The sequence below is a fragment of the Bradyrhizobium sp. 23AC genome (assembly GCF_054863025.1).
Genome location: NZ_JAVAYN010000004.1, coordinates 130,178 through 144,825 on the forward strand (window position 1 = coordinate 130,178; position 14,648 = coordinate 144,825).

General features: G+C 65.5%; 12 protein-coding genes. 8 read left to right on the forward strand and 4 right to left on the reverse strand.

What is annotated here, in order from left to right; all coding sequences use genetic code 11:
- The first annotated feature begins 1 nt into the window (after position 1).
- The 3 genes from RAD10_RS11805 to uxuA are packed head-to-tail and all read left to right on the forward strand — an operon-like array spanning position 2 to position 3,658.
- Positions 2-1,408, forward strand: a complete 1,407-nt coding sequence (locus RAD10_RS11805; protein ID WP_028145709.1) for a TRAP transporter large permease — start codon at positions 2-4, stop codon at positions 1,406-1,408.
- Positions 1,405-2,454 carry an L-idonate 5-dehydrogenase gene (locus RAD10_RS11810; RefSeq protein ID WP_461617603.1) on the forward strand — a complete coding sequence of 350 codons (1,050 nt, stop codon included), beginning with the start codon at positions 1,405-1,407 and terminating at the stop codon, positions 2,452-2,454. Before RAD10_RS11805 ends, RAD10_RS11810 begins: the two co-directional genes overlap by 4 nt.
- Before the next feature lie 13 nt (positions 2,455-2,467).
- On the forward strand, positions 2,468-3,658 hold the full coding sequence (gene uxuA / locus RAD10_RS11815) for a mannonate dehydratase (RefSeq protein WP_461617604.1): 1,191 nt from the start codon (positions 2,468-2,470) through the stop codon (positions 3,656-3,658).
- A 33-nt stretch (positions 3,659-3,691) separates the two neighbouring features.
- Here the strand turns inward: uxuA and RAD10_RS11820 are convergent, their stop codons facing one another.
- Positions 3,692-4,381, reverse strand: coding sequence for an aspartate/glutamate racemase family protein (locus RAD10_RS11820; RefSeq protein WP_461617605.1), 690 nt, complete (start codon positions 4,379-4,381; stop codon positions 3,692-3,694).
- Between the two features lie 1,000 nt (positions 4,382-5,381).
- Here RAD10_RS11820 and RAD10_RS11825 point away from each other — a divergent pair.
- The 5 genes from RAD10_RS11825 (at position 5,382) to RAD10_RS11845 (ending at position 10,684) form a co-directional block, all read left to right on the forward strand.
- Complete coding sequence (locus tag RAD10_RS11825; protein ID WP_461617606.1) at positions 5,382-7,043, forward strand: thiamine pyrophosphate-binding protein; 1,662 nt, start codon at positions 5,382-5,384, stop codon at positions 7,041-7,043.
- A 3-nt stretch (positions 7,044-7,046) separates the two neighbouring features.
- On the forward strand, positions 7,047-8,312 hold the full coding sequence (locus tag RAD10_RS11830) for an NAD(P)/FAD-dependent oxidoreductase (protein ID WP_461617607.1): 1,266 nt from the start codon (positions 7,047-7,049) through the stop codon (positions 8,310-8,312).
- Between the two features lie 9 nt (positions 8,313-8,321).
- Positions 8,322-9,065, forward strand: coding sequence for an aspartate/glutamate racemase family protein (locus RAD10_RS11835; protein WP_461617608.1), 744 nt, complete (start codon positions 8,322-8,324; stop codon positions 9,063-9,065).
- Positions 9,066-9,187: 122 nt separating this feature from the next.
- On the forward strand, positions 9,188-9,880 hold the full coding sequence (locus RAD10_RS11840) for a GntR family transcriptional regulator (protein ID WP_461617609.1): 693 nt from the start codon (positions 9,188-9,190) through the stop codon (positions 9,878-9,880).
- 24 nt (positions 9,881-9,904) lie between these two features.
- Positions 9,905-10,684, forward strand: coding sequence for an SDR family NAD(P)-dependent oxidoreductase (locus RAD10_RS11845; RefSeq protein ID WP_461617610.1), 780 nt, complete (start codon positions 9,905-9,907; stop codon positions 10,682-10,684).
- A gap of 118 nt (positions 10,685-10,802) precedes the next feature.
- On the opposite strand, the gene RAD10_RS11850 is transcribed toward RAD10_RS11845, so the two are convergent.
- Genes RAD10_RS11850 through RAD10_RS11860 form a run of 3 tightly spaced genes read right to left on the reverse strand, consistent with a single transcriptional unit; the run spans position 10,803 to position 14,570 of the window.
- Positions 10,803-11,597, reverse strand: a complete 795-nt coding sequence (locus RAD10_RS11850) for an IclR family transcriptional regulator (protein WP_461617611.1) — start codon at positions 11,595-11,597, stop codon at positions 10,803-10,805.
- Between the two features lie 17 nt (positions 11,598-11,614).
- Positions 11,615-13,348, reverse strand: a complete 1,734-nt coding sequence (locus RAD10_RS11855) for an FAD-dependent oxidoreductase (RefSeq protein ID WP_461617612.1) — start codon at positions 13,346-13,348, stop codon at positions 11,615-11,617.
- A gap of 7 nt (positions 13,349-13,355) precedes the next feature.
- Complete coding sequence (locus RAD10_RS11860; RefSeq protein ID WP_018318490.1) at positions 13,356-14,570, reverse strand: ABC transporter substrate-binding protein; 1,215 nt, start codon at positions 14,568-14,570, stop codon at positions 13,356-13,358.
- Positions 14,571-14,648 lie beyond the last annotated feature (78 nt).

Sequence of the window (14,648 nt, forward strand, 5' to 3'; positions counted from 1 at the left end):
CATGCTGCTGTTGCTTGGAGGCTTTCTCATCCTGATGCTGCTCGGCGTTCCCGTGGCGATCGCCATGGCCGCATCGTCGCTGCTCTATATCTTGGTCAGCGGCGTGACGCCCGATGTCACGCTGGCCCAACGCATGATCGCCGGCGTCGAGAGCTTTCCGCTGCTCGCCGTGCCGTTCTTCATCCTGGCCGGCAATCTCATGAACATCGCCGGCGTCACTGGCCGCATCTACAAATTCGCCGTGGCGCTGGTCGGCTGGATGCGCGGCGGCCTCGGCCACGTCAACATCATCGGCTCGGTGATCTTCTCCGGCATGTCCGGCACGGCAATCGCCGATGCCGCCGGTCTCGGCACCATCGAGATCAAGGCGATGAAGGACCATGGCTACTCCACCGAGTTCTCGGTCGGCGTCACCGCGGCCTCGGCGACACTCGGGCCGATCATCCCGCCGTCGCTGCCTTTCGTGATCTACGGCATGATGGCAAACGTCTCGATCGGCGCGCTGTTCCTCGGCGGTGTCATTCCCGGCATCGTCATGACGCTGCTGATGATGGCGACGGTCACCTATTTCGCGCACAAGAACAAATGGGGCAGCGACACGCCGTTCTCCTGGCCGCAGCTCGGTTCGGCCGGCCTCGAGATCGCCATCGTGCTGGCGTTCCCGATGGCGATCTGGCTGATGGTGCTTGCGGGCATGTCGGTCAACATGGCGGTCGTCATCGGCCTCGGCACGCTGCTGATCATCGACTGGTATTTCGACTTCTCGGCGGTGATGGCGCTGATGGCGCCGGTGATCCTGATCGGCGGCATGACGCTCGGCTGGTTCACGCCGACGGAGGCCGCGGTTGCCGCGGTGATCTGGTCGCTGTTCCTCGGTCTCGTCCGCTACCGCACCATGACCTTGAAGACGGTGGCGAAGGCGACCTTCGACACCATCGAGACCACGGCCTCGGTGCTGTTCATCGTCACGGCGGCCTCGATCTTCGCCTGGCTGCTGACGGTGTCGCAGGCGGCGCAGATGCTGTCGGACTGGATGCTCAGCATCACCCACAACAAATGGGTGTTCCTAGCGCTCGCCAACGTGCTGATCCTGTTCGTCGGCTGCTTCATCGACACCACGGCGGCAATCACCATCCTGGTACCGATCTTGCTGCCGATCGTGCTCAAGCTCGGCATCGATCCGATCCACTTTGGCCTGATCATGACGCTGAACCTGATGATCGGCCTGCTGCATCCGCCCCTTGGCATGGTCCTGTTCGTGCTGGCGCGCGTGGCCAAGCTCTCGGTCGAGCGCACCACGGTGGCAATCCTGCCCTGGCTGGTGCCGCTGATGCTCGCGCTGATCGCGATCACCTACATTCCCGAACTGACCCTCTGGCTGCCTAAATATATGGGACTCTCCAAATGACCTCCGTTGCTCTCGCCGCTACCCTGTTCGGGCCCGAAGATCTGCGCATGGTCGAGCATCCGCTCGACAAGCTCGCCGACGGCATGGTGCGCATCCGCTTCGGCGCCGGCGGCATCTGCGGCTCGGACATGCACTATTTCCGCCATGCCCGCACCGGCGATTTCGTGGTGAAGTCGCCGCTGGTGCTGGGACATGAGATCTCGGGCGAGGTCGTGGAGATCTCCGGCGGGGCTGTGAACCTGAAGGTTGGCGACCGCGTCGCCGTCAATCCGTCGCGCTGGTGCGGCCATTGCGTTGCCTGCCGCGAGGGCCGGCCGAACCTGTGCGAGAACATCTACTTCATGGGCTCGGCCTCGAAGACGCCGCACATGCAGGGCGGCTTCGCCAATTATTTCGACGCAATCCCGGCACAGTGCGTGAAGATTCCGGACCATGTATCTTACCAGGCCGCCGCCCTGGCGGAGCCGCTTTCGGTCTGCCTGCACGCGGTTGCGCGCGCCGGCAATATCGAGGGCAAGCGCGGCATCATCTTCGGTGCCGGCCCGATCGGGCTTCTGACCATGCTCGCCGCGCACCGCGCCGGCATGGCCGATGTGACGGTCGCCGACATCGCGCCGGCACCGCTGGCTTTTGCGACCAAGCTCGGTGCTTCGCATGTCGAGAACGTGTCGGCCGGGGAAGAGGGCATGAAGGCGCAGGCTGCGTCCCGTCCCTACGACGTCGCGTTTGAAGTCTCCGGCACGGCCGCGGGTCTTGCGAGCGCCATCGGCATCGTCAGGCGCGGCGGCATCGTGGTGCAGATCGGCAATCTGCCGGGCGGCCAGATCCCGACGCCGTCGAATGCGGTGATGGCGAAGGAGATCGACCTGCGCGGCTCGTTCCGCTTCGGCTTCGAATTCTCAACCGCCGTGGAACTGATCTCTAATGGCAGCGTCGACGTGCTGTCGCTGGTCACCGCCGAGCGGCCGCTGTCGACCGCGCCCGATGCGCTCAGGCTGGCGCTCGACCGGTCGCAGAGCGTCAAGGTCGTGCTGACCGCGAACTGATCGGAGATTGTGCATGATGCTCGAAGGTTGGCGCTGGTACGGGCCCGATGATCCCGTGTCCCTGGATGACGTCAGGCAGGCCGGGGCGACCGACATCGTCTCGGCGCTGCATCAGGTGCCGATCGGCGAGGCCTGGACGCGCAAGGCGGTCGAGGAGCGCAAGAACTTCATCGAGCGCGGCCAGCCGGGGCGCTCGCAGCTGACCTGGTCGGTGGTGGAATCGATTCCGATCCCCGACGACGTCAAGCGGCTCGGCGGCAAGGCGACCAAGTCGATCGAGGCCTGGATCGCGAGCCTCGAAGGTGTCGCGGCCTCCGGCATCAAGATCATCTGCTACAATTTCATGCCTGTGGTCGATTGGTGCCGCACTGACCTCGAGTGGGAGCTGCCGAACGGGGCCCGCGCCATGCGCTTCGACCAGGACCGTTTTGCCGCGTTCGAGCTGCATATCCTCAAGCGCCCGGCTGCCGTACAGGAATATTCACCTGAGCAGCAGGCGCGCGCGAAAAAGCTGTTCGACCAGATGAGCCAGGCCGATATCGATTATCTCGTCATGGTCATTGCCAGCGCGCTGCCCGGGTCGACCACCGAGCCGATGACGATCCCGCAATTCCGCGATCGGCTCGAGACTTATCGCGACATCACGCCAAAAATCCTGCGGCAGCATCTCGCCGAATTCCTCGGGCGCGTGACGCCGGTGGCCGAGCAGCTCGGGGTGTCCTTGACCCTGCATCCGGACGACCCGCCGCGGCCGCTGTTCGGCCTGCCGCGTATCGCCTCAAGCGCTGATGATTATCAGGCGCTGTTCGACGCCGTGCCGTCCCGGGCCAACGGCATCTGCCTGTGCACGGGCTCGCTCGGCGTGCGGGCGGAAAACAATCTGCCTGAAATGGCCGAACGCTTCGGCCCGCGTATTGCGTTCGCGCATCTCCGCGCCACCAAGCGCGAGGCCGACGGGCTGTCGTTCTACGAATCCGATCATCTCGACGGTGACGTCGACATGGTCGCGGTGCTCAAGGCGCTGCTCAAGGAGAACGCCAAGCGTTCGCCCGACAAGCAGATCGTGTTCCGTCCCGACCATGGTCACCGCATGCTCGACGATCTCGCGGCGACCAAGCGCACCAATCCCGGCTACACCGCGATCGGCCGCCTGCGCGGTCTCGCCGAGCTTCGCGGCGCGATCCGCGCGATCGAGCATCGGTGATAGAGGCGGGGCTCGGCGACGGCCGACATCGCATCACCCGATGGCGAAATCCGCCGCCGTCTCGGCGTGAATGGCCGTCGTGTCGAACGTCTCCACTGATGTGTCGTCAGGGCCGACCAGCATCGTGATCTCGGTGCAGCCGAGGATGATGCACTCGGCGCCGGCGGCGACCAGCGCTGCCATCACCTCCTGGTAGCGGCGGCGCGAGGGATCGGCGACAACCCCAAGGCACAGCTCGTCGTAGATGATGCGGTTCACGTCGGCGCGGGCCTCAGTGGGAGGAACCAGCACGTCGAGATCATGCGCGCGCAGCCGGTCGATGTAGAAGTCCTCCTCCATCGTGAACTTGGTGCCGAGCAGCCCGACCCGCCGATATCCCTTCGCCCGGATCCGCTTGGCCGTCGCGTCGCCAAGATGGATGAACGGAACGGTCACGCTGGAGATGATGTCGGGCGCCAGCTTGTGCATCGTGTTCGTGCACAGCACGATCGCCCGCGCGCCGGCGCCCTCAAGACGCCGCGCGACCTCTGCCAGGCTGGCCGCCGCCTCGCTCCAGCGACCCGCGTATTGCATCTGCTTGATCTCTTCGAAATCGTAGGAATACAGCAACAGCGGAGCCGAATGCAGCTTGCCGATGCGGTCGCGGACCCGCTCATTGATGAGCTTGTAGTAGAGCGCCGTGCTCTCCCAGCTCATGCCCCCGATCAGACCGATGGTTTGCATTCCGGTGTCCTCGACGATGTGGTTCGGCCGGATCGTAAACGAAGACGTCGAAGCGCGGTAGCCATCGCTTGATTGCGGCTTAATGCACCGTCAGGCCTAACCAGAGCCCGACCGGGCGACGCGCGCCGCCAATTCGCGGGGTGACGGAGGCAAGCAGGAACTCGTCTCCGGGGAGAGCGCGCCATACGCCGTCAGACCATCGCGCAGGGAAGGCCGGACGTTTCGGCTTCACCTGTTGATCCGTTGTGCATTGCGTGTGCATCTCATCGCGCGACGGACCCGCGGGTGCCAGCCGGCGCCCGGCTTCCCTGCGCCTTTCTGTTGAGGGGGGATGCGGAGCGCAAAGCTCGGGCGGAAGCGCCGCGGGAATGCGAAAGCGTGTCTGCATGTCACAAACTCCGACATCGTAGGGTGGGCAAAGCGCAAGCGTGCCCACGCATCTCGTGTCGCGATTGAATCTGGTGGGCACGGCGCAGTGCGCCTTTGCCCACCCTACGGCATTGTGTCTGCCACACACATTCGCTGTCATCGCCCGGCTTGACCGGGCGATCCAGTATTCCAGAGACGCTTGTGATTGAACCGATAGGCCGCGGCGTACTAGATTCCCCGCCTTCGCGGGGAATGACAGTGACATCCATGGAGGGATTCTGGCTTGCTTCGTCGCAAGGGGCTCTCGCAATGACGGCGTGGAGAGAGCGCTCGTGCCCCGGACGCGGCGCAGCGTCCCCCCGGCGACGCGAAGCATCGTCCGGTGCGACGGTGCGCTGCAGAGCCGGGACACCCGGGCGGTGGCATCTCAACCGCAATCCTTCCATCAAGCCCGACAAATGGGCGGTCGTGCAAACGGCAAAGGCGGGCATGACGCCTGCGCAGGGTGCGAGAAGCCTTTCGATCTTGCGCGCTCTACCTGCCTGTCCTACGCCAGCGTCGAACCAAATGATCGAGAGGCGGTGAGGCGCATCGCCCAAACCTTGATCGCCAGATCCTTGAGGGAGCCGTCATGACCATCCGCAACACCCGCACCGGGGGCCAGATCCTGATCGATCAGCTCGTCGCCCAGGGCGTCGAGCGCGTCACCTGCGTGCCGGGCGAGAGCTATCTCGCCGCGCTCGATGCGCTGCATGACAGCCCGATCGACGTCATGATCTGCCGCGCCGAGGGTGGTGCTGCGATGATGGCGGAAGCCTATGGCAAGCTTACGGGCCGGCCCGGCATCTGCTTCGTCACCCGCGGCCCCGGCGCCACCAATGCCAGCCACGGCGTCCACATCGCGATGCAGGATTCGACGCCGATGATCCTGTTCGTCGGTCAGGTCGACACCGGCATGCGCGAGCGCGAGGCGTTCCAGGAGCTGGACTACAAGGCGGTGTTCGGCACCATGGCGAAGTGGGCGGTCGAGATCGATCGTCCCGATCGCATTCCGGAGCTGGTGGCGCGCGCCTTCCGCGTCGCCATGCAGGGCCGTCCCGGTCCCGTCGTGATCTCGCTTCCCGAGAACATGCTGACCGAGACCGCCGCCGTAGCCGATGCCATGCGCATCGAGCCTGCCGTGAGCTGGCCCGCGCCGGCCGATATCGAAAAGCTCGGTGCCATGCTCGCCGGCGCCAAGGCGCCGCTCGTCATCCTCGGCGGCTCGCGCTGGACCGATGACGCCACCAAGAGCATTGCCCGCTTTGCCGAGCGCTTCGACCTCCCGGTCGCGACCTCGTTCCGCCGGGCCTCGCTGATCGATGCCGACCATTCGCATTATGCTGGCGATCTCGGCATCGGGCCGAGCCCGGGGCTGAAGGCGCGCATCGACAACGCCGATGTCGTACTTCTCGTCGGCGGCCGCATGTCGGAGATGCCGTCCTCGTCTTACACGCTGCTCGATATTCCGAACCCGCAGCAGAAGCTGATCCATGTGCATCCGGGCTCCGAAGAGCTCGGCCGGGTCTATCAGCCGGCGCTCGCGATCCAGGCGACGCCCGCCGCGTTCGCCGCCGCGGTCGAGACGCTCAAGCCATCAGGCGCGGTGGCCTGGAAGGGCGAGGCCGCCAAGGCGCACGCCGATTATCTCGCCTGGACCGAGAAGGCCCGCGAGCTGCCGGGCACGTTCCAGTACGGCCAGGTCATGACCTGGCTGCGCGACCGGCTGCCGAAGGACGCCATCGTCTGCAACGGCGCCGGCAATTATGCCGGTTGGATCCATCGTCATCACCGCTTCCACAGCTTTGCCGCGCAGTTGGCGCCGACCTCTGGCTCGATGGGCTACGGCGTCCCGGCGGCGGTTCTCGCCAAGCGGCAATATCCGGATCGCACCGTCGTCGCCTTTGCCGGCGACGGATGCTTTCTGATGAACGGCCAGGAATTCGCGACCGCCGTGCAGTACGACGCGCCGCTGGTCGTGATCGTGGTCGACAATTCGCAATACGGCACCATCCGCATGCACCAGGAGCGCGACTATCCCGGCCGCGTGGTCGGCACCCAGCTCAAGAACCCCGACTTTGCAATGTACGCGAAGGCGTTCGGCGGCCATGGCGAGCGCGTCGAGCGCACGGAAGAATTCGCGCCCGCATTCGAGCGGGCGCTGGCCTCGGGCAAGCCGTCGATCCTCCACTGCATCATCGACCCGCGCGCGATCTCGGTCGGCAAGGACTTTGCGCCCGCGGTGAAGGCGTAAGCGATGACGTCCGGTCGCCACGTTGCGATCATCGGAGCCGGCGCTGTCGGGGTGATCAGCGCCATCGAGGCGCTGCGCGAGGGCCATCGCGTCACGCTGATCGATCCGGGCGAGCCCGGCGGCGAACAGGCGGCGAGCTATGGCAATGCCGGCTGGCTGTCATCGCATTCGGTGATCCCGCCGGCGGAGCCGGGCATCTGGAAGAAGGTGCCGGGCTATCTAATGGACCCGCTCGGGCCGCTCGCGATCCGCTGGTCTTATTTGCCGAAGGCGCTGCCCTGGCTGACCAAATATCTGCTGTCGGGCTGGACCGAGGCGCGCGTCGAGACAACGGCGTTTGCCCTGCGCGACCTGTTGAAGGACGCGCCGCTGCTGCACCGGAAGCTGGCAGAGGAGGCCGGCGTGCCCGAACTGATCGAGCGCAATGGCGTGATGCATGTGTTTCCGTCGCGCGGCAATTTCGACAACGATCTCGGCTGGCGCCTGCGCAAGAAGGTCGGCGTCGAATGGCTGGAGCTCAAGGCCGACGAGATGCGCCAGCGCGAGCCCGATCTGCATCCGCGCTACACCTTTGGCGTGGTGGTGGAGGAGGCCGGGCGCTGCCGCGATCCCGGTGCTTATGTCGCGGCGCTTGCCAATCATGCGATCGCCAGCGGCGTCACGCATGTGCGGGCCAAGGCGACCGGCTTGAGGTTGAATGGCGACAAGCTCATGGCCGTCCTTACCGAGACCGGCGAGATCGCCTGTGATGCTGCCGTCGTCGCGGCCGGCGCCCGATCAAAGCAGCTCACCGCATCGGTCGGCGATCCCTTGCCGCTCGAGACCGAGCGCGGCTACCATGTCATGATAGAGAACCCGGAGTCAGGTCCGCGCAGCTCGATGATGGCATCCGACGCCAAGATGGTGGTGAACTGGACCAACAAGGGCCTGCGCGCCGCCGGCACGGTCGAGATCGCGGGCCTTCAGGCCGCGCCGAACTGGAAGCGCGCCGAGATCTTGCGCAACCACCTCATCAGTATGTTTCCAAAGCTGCCGAAGGATATTCCGGCCTCTCGCATCAAGACCTGGTTCGGGCATCGGCCGAGCATGCCCGACGGGCGCCCCTGCATCGGCTATGCGCGCGCCTCGCGCGACATCGTCTATGCCTTCGGCCACGGCCATGTCGGCCTGGTCGGTTCGGCCCGTACCGGCCGGCTCGTCGCGCAGCTCCTCAGCGGCAAGGCGCCGGAGATTCCGCTGGCGCCGTTTGCGCCTGAACGTTTCCTCTGAGGTCGCAGCATGACCCATTCAGCCAACTCGTCCTTCCGCACCGCCCGCGGCGGCAAGGCCATCTATGGCGCGCCGCTCGGCATTTTGATGCTGGAAGCGCGGTTCCCCCGCATTCCCGGCGACATGGGCAACGGCACGACCTGGCCATTCCCCGTGCTCTATCGCGTGGTGAGCGGCGCTTCGCCGGAGAAGGTGGTGCTGAAGGGCGCGGCCGGCCTGCTGCCCGATTTCATCGATGCCGCCAAGGATCTGGTCCGGCTCGGCGCCGAGGCCATCACCACCAATTGCGGCTTTCTCTCGCTGTTCCAGAAGGAGATCGCCGCCGCGGTCGGCGTTCCCGTTGCGACCTCGTCGCTGATGCAGGTGCCATGGGTGCAGGCGACCTTGCCGCCGGGCAAGCGCGTCGGCCTCGTCACGGTGTCGGGCTCGACCTTGACGCCGGCCCATCTCGAAGGCGCGGGGGTACCGCTCGACACGCCGCTGGTCGGCACCGAGAACGGCAAGGAATTCTTCCGCGTCCTGATCAAGGCCGAGAAGGACGACATGGACATCGCGCAGGCCGAGCGCGACGTGGTCGAGGCCGGCAAGCAGCTCGTCGCCAAAAATCCCGATGTCGGCGCGATCGTGCTCGAATGCACCAACATGCCGCCTTATGCGGCAGCACTTCAGGCCGAGGTCGGCCTGCCGGTCTACGACATCTATTCCATGATCACCTGGTTTCACGCCGGACTGCGCCCGCGCGTCTTTGCGTGATTCCGATCGTCGCAAAGGCTTGAACAACTTCTGCTAGCTCTGCCCCCGCGCATTGCCATCGCGCCCGCGTCCCCCCTATATTCGGCTGTGTTCGAGCGCAAGTGCAACCTATGAAGAGCAACGTGGAACTGGCTTCCGACAGCATCGTTGATCGTGTCTATGAACAACTCAAGGCGATGGCCGTGAGCTACGCGTTCAAACCGGGCGAGCGGCTCAACGAAGGTGAGCTGGCCAAACGCCTCGGCGTCAGCCGCACCCCGCTGCGCGAGGCGCTCAACCGTCTCAACACCGAGGGTTTCCTTCGCTTCACGCCGGGCAAGGGTTTCTTCTGCCGCGAGCTCGACGCGCGCGAGATCTTCGATCTCTACGAGCTGCGCAAGTCGATCGAGGTCGCCTCGATCCGCCTCGCCATCAAGCGCGCCAGGGACGAAGACATCGATTCGCTCTTGAAGTTCCTCGAAGCCACCGGCCCCGATCCCGGCGAGCGCTCCTCGCTGGAGCAGGTCGAGCTCGACGAGACCTTTCACGAGCGGCTGATGGCGATGTCTGAAAATGCCGAGATGCTGCGCGTGCTGCGCAACGTCAACGCCCGCATCCGCTTCGTGCGCTGGATCGACATGGACCGCGTCAACCGCTCCAACACGCAAGGCGAGCACCGCGCCGTGGTCGAAGGCCTCAAGGCGCGCAATGAGGGGACTTGCGTCTCCGTGCTGGAAAAGCACATCGACCGCCGCCTCGACCGCATCACCGCCGCGATCAAGGAAGGCTACGCGCAGATTTACATGCCGGCGACGACGCAGTCGGCGGCGAATTGAGGTTCTCTTATCTGGAGTGAGACCATGAAGCTATCCGGTAAGGTCGCCGCCATCACTGGCGCAGCGCGCGGCATCGGCAAGGCCTGCGCGAAGAGATTTTTGGATGACGGCGTCAAGGTCGTGATCTCGGATGTCGATGCCGAGGGCCTCGCCAAGACGGCTGCCGAGCTCGGACATCCGGAGGCCTTGCGCACCGTCGTCGGCAACGTCGCCAAGCGCGCCGATGTCGACCAGCTCGTTGCCACCGCCGTGAAGGAATTCGGCCGGCTCGACATCATGGTCAACAATGCCGGCGTCGCCCGGAACCGGGACATCCTGGAGATATCCGAGGAGGAATTCGACGAGATCATCGGCATCAATTTGAAGGGCGCGTTCTTCGGCGTGCAGGCGGCGGCGAAGCAAATGATCACGCAAGGCGGCGGCGGGGTCATCATCAACATGTCCTCGGTGAACGCGCTGCTGGCGATCCCGGCGCTGGCGACCTACGCGATGTCCAAGGGCGGCATGAAGCAGCTGACCTCGGTTGCCGCCGTCGCGCTCGCCCCGCACAACATCCGCGTCGTCGCGGTCGGGCCGGGCACGATCCTGACCGACATGGTGGCGTCGTCGATCTACACCTCGGAGGACGCGCGCAAGACCGTGATGTCCCGCACGCCAGCTGGCCGCGGCGGCGAGCCGAGCGAGGTGGCCTCCGTCGTCGCGTTCCTGGCGAGCGACGATGCGTCCTACATCACCGGGCAGACGATCTATCCGGATGGTGGGCGATTGATCCTGAACTACACGGTGCCGGTGAAGGAGAAGTAGGGCGACGACGTCGCTCCACATTCGCTGTCATCGCCCGCGAAGGCGGGCGATCCAGTATCCCAGAGGCAGTCGTGATTGAGCCGAGAGGCCGCGGCGTACTGGATTCCCCGCTGCAGGGCTACTCCGCCGCAACCGTCATCCCGTAGCCGAGCCGCTTCGAAATACCACCGGCGCAATCCCGCAACGCATGCGCGATCGGGCTGTCCCAGCGCGCATCGAAGGTGCCTTCCGGCCCCATCGCCGTGATGACCAGCGCGACATGGCCGGAATGATCGAACACGGGGGCCGAGAACGCGTTGACGCCGGGCAGGGGATCGCCGAGCGCGCGGGCGAGGCCGTGCTTGCGCACCTCGGTCAGCATCTCGGCGACCTTCGGGCCCTTCACGGTGCGCTTCGGATTGTAGCCGACGCCGTGACGATCGAGCCCGCTCTCCAGCGCGGCGTTGATGGTCTTCTCCGGCAGGAAGGCCGCAAAGGCGCGGCCGGTGGCCGTCTCCAGCAGCGCCATCACCGACCCCGCGCGCATCACGATGTGGACCGGTTGGGCCGGCTCTTCGAGCTGGACGACGGTCGGGCCGTACGTGCCCCAGACTGCCAGTGAGACCGCATGTCCGATCTGGCTCGCGAGCGCGGCGATCTTCGGCCTTGCGATGCGCACGCCGGAGAGGCGGCGCAGGCTGATCAGGCCGAGCTCCAGCGCCAGCGCGCCGATCTCGTAGCGGCCGGTGGTCTCGTCCTGCTCGATCAGCCTGATGCGGGAGAAGCTGGCGAGATAAGGATGCGCCTTGGCCGGCGACATGCCGGCCTCGCGCGCGAGATCGCGCAGCATCATCGGCTCGCCGCACCTTGCGAGGGCGCGGAGCAGCTCCCCGCCGACCTCGATGGACTGGATGCCGCGGCTTTCTCTCTTCATGCGCCTCCTGGCGTGGCTTACGCCGCGTCGCGCTTGGCGGCGCTGTCGGCGAGATGACGGCCGGCAATGTAGCCGAAGGTCAGCGCCGGCCCAAGCGTGATGCCGGCCCCCGGGTAATTGCCGCCCATGATGCTCGCCATGTCGTTGCCGGCGGCATAGAGCCCGGGAATGACCCGGCCCTCGGCATCGAGCGCCCGCGCGTTCGCGTCGGTGACGATGCCGGCATAGGTGCCGAGATCGCCGATCACCATCTTGATGGCATAGAAGGGCCCGTTCTCGATCGGCGCGACGCAGGGGTTCGGGCCGTGCATGGCGTCGCCCTGGTAGCGGTTATAGGCCTTCGAGCCCTTGCCGAAGGCGGCATCATGGCCTTGCGGCGCGGTGGCATTGAACTGCCTGACGGTCTCGACGAATGCCGCCGCGTCGATGCCGGCCTTCGCCGCGAGCGCCTCCAGCGTATCGCCGCGCATGAGATAGCTGGTATTGAGGTGATGACCCAGCGGCATCGGGAAGGGCGGCACGCAGCCGAGGCCGTATTTGCGCAGCGTTGGGTGATCGCAGACCAGGAAGGCGGCGATCTCCTCGCCGGGCTTGGCGGCCTTGATCATGGCCTGAACGAAGTCGTGATAGGAATTGCCCTCATTGGAAAAGCGCTTGCCGTCGCGCATCACCGCGATCACGCCGGGTTTGGCGCGATCGATGAAATGGGGCATCACGCCTTTCGAGCCGTCCTTGCGCGTGGTCAGCGACACCGGCACCCAGGCCGCTGCGTTGGGCAGACGATCCTCGACATGTCCGCCGGCGCGCTCCGCAAGACGCAGTCCATCGCCGGTATTGCCGATGGGCCCCGGCGAGAAATGCTCGTTGCCGGTCGGGGCGTGCGGAAACATTTTTCTGCGGCGTTCGACGTCATGCGGGAAGCCGCCGCAGGCCAGCACGACGCCTTGCCTCGCGCGGACGCGCATCTCGCGTCCCTCGCGCGAAACGATCGCGCCGGTGACCGCGCCGTTCTCGACCGTCAGCTCGCGCACGGGCGAGGACAGCCACATTGGAATCTTCAGATCCTGCGTGGATTTCGCGAGGCGCCCGGCGAGCGCATTGCCGTTGGTCAACGTCATGCCGCGACCGTAGCGCAGCACGTCCATCAGGTGACGCGACAGGCGCTTGGCGACGTAGACCGCGGAAGTCAGCGACTTCGTCACCCGCATGAAGTGGATGATCTCCTTGCCGCTTCCGAGCATCATGCCGAACACGGTCAGCTCGGGGAGCGGCATGCCCAGCGTCTTGATGAGGTCGCCGAGCTCGCGGCCGTCGAACGGGCGCGTCACCATGGAGCGTCCGCCTTGCGCGCCGCCGGGTGCTTCGGCGTGGTAGTCGGGAAACACCAGCGGCATGTCGAAGCGGAGCGCGGTCTTGGTGGTGAAGAAATCGACGGCCTCGGGACCGGCCGAGAGAAATGCATCGACGCGCGCGGCGTCGTAATTGTTGCCGGCCTCATGCCGCAAATAGGTGCGGGCCTGCTCCGGCGTCTCGGCGATGCCGTAGGCCTTTGCCAGCGAGGTGCCGGGAATCCAGAGCCAGCCGCCGGAGCGGGCGGTGGTGCCGCCAAAGCGCGGCTCCTTCTCGACGATCAACACGTCGAGGCCGCGCTGGCGCGCGGTGATCGCGGCCGACATGCCGGAGCAGCCTGATCCGGCCACGAGCACATCGCACTCGTAAGTCTCAATTGCGCTATGCTCGCTGCCGGTCATCTTGGCCTCACTTCTTCAGGAGCGGACATTTGGACTCGGAGACCGGGCGGAAGGCGTCCTCGCCCTTCACGGTCTTGACGATGTCCAGATAGTCCCACGGCTCCTTCGACTGCTCGGGCTTCTTCACCTTGGCGAGATACATGTCGCGGATGACGCGGCCATCCTCGCGCAACTTGCCGCCATGGACGAATGTATCCTCGATCGGCAGCTCGCGCATCTTGGCCATCACCTTGGCGGAATCGTCGGTGCCGGCCGCCTTGATGGCCTTGAGATAATGCAGCACCGAGCCGTAGACGCCGGTCTGGATCATGGTCGGCATCACCTTGGTGCGCTCGTAGAACTTCTTCGACCAGGCGCGCGTTGCCTCGTCCATGGCCCAGTACGAGGCCGTGGTCATGTAGGTGCCCTGCGCGGCCTTGAGGCCGATCGCGTGCACGTCGGTGTCGAACATCAAGAGGCCGACGAGCTTCTGGCCGCCCTGGACGAGGCCGAACTCGCCCGACTGCTTGATCGCGTTGTCGGTGTCCTGGCCGGCATTGGCGAATGCGACGACGTCGGATTTCGAGCTTTGCGCCTGGAGCGCGAAGGAGGAGAAGTCCGCGGTGTTGGTCGGATGCTTGACGCCGCCGAGGACCTTTCCGCCCATCTCGTTGACGAAGCGCGTGGCGTCCTTCTCGAGCTGCTGGCCGAAGGCGTAGTCCGCGGTGATGAAGTACCAGGACTTACCACCCTCCTTGATCACGGCGGAGGCCGTCACCTTCGACAGCGCGTAGGTATCGTAGGTGAAGTGCACGGTGTTCGGGCTGCACAGCTCGTCGGTCAGCGAGCTTGCGCCGGGGCCGGAAAGCAGCGCGACCTTGCCTCGCTCGCGCACCATGTTGTGGACGGCGATCGCGATGCCGGAATTGGGGATGTCGACGACGGCGTCGACCTTTCCGTTGTCAAACCAGCCGCGCACGATCTGTACGCCGACGTCGGTCTTCATCTGGTGATCGGCGCTGATGATCTCGATCGGCTTGCCGAGCACGGTCGGCCCGAACTCCTCCACCGCCATTTTCGCGGCTTCGACCGAGCCCGGCCCTGAGTTGTCGCGGCCCCAGCTCGACAGATCCGTCAGCACGCCGATCCGCACTGCGTCGTCGGAGACTTGTGCGGTGGCGACTGTGGTCATGGCTGCCGAAGTCATGGCCGCGAGCATGGCGCAGGCCAGAAGCCCTCTCATCGTCGTTTCCTCTCTTTTATTGGCCGCATGGCGCGGCGGGCTGTTCTTGAGGTAAATTAGATATAAACAAATAAGTTT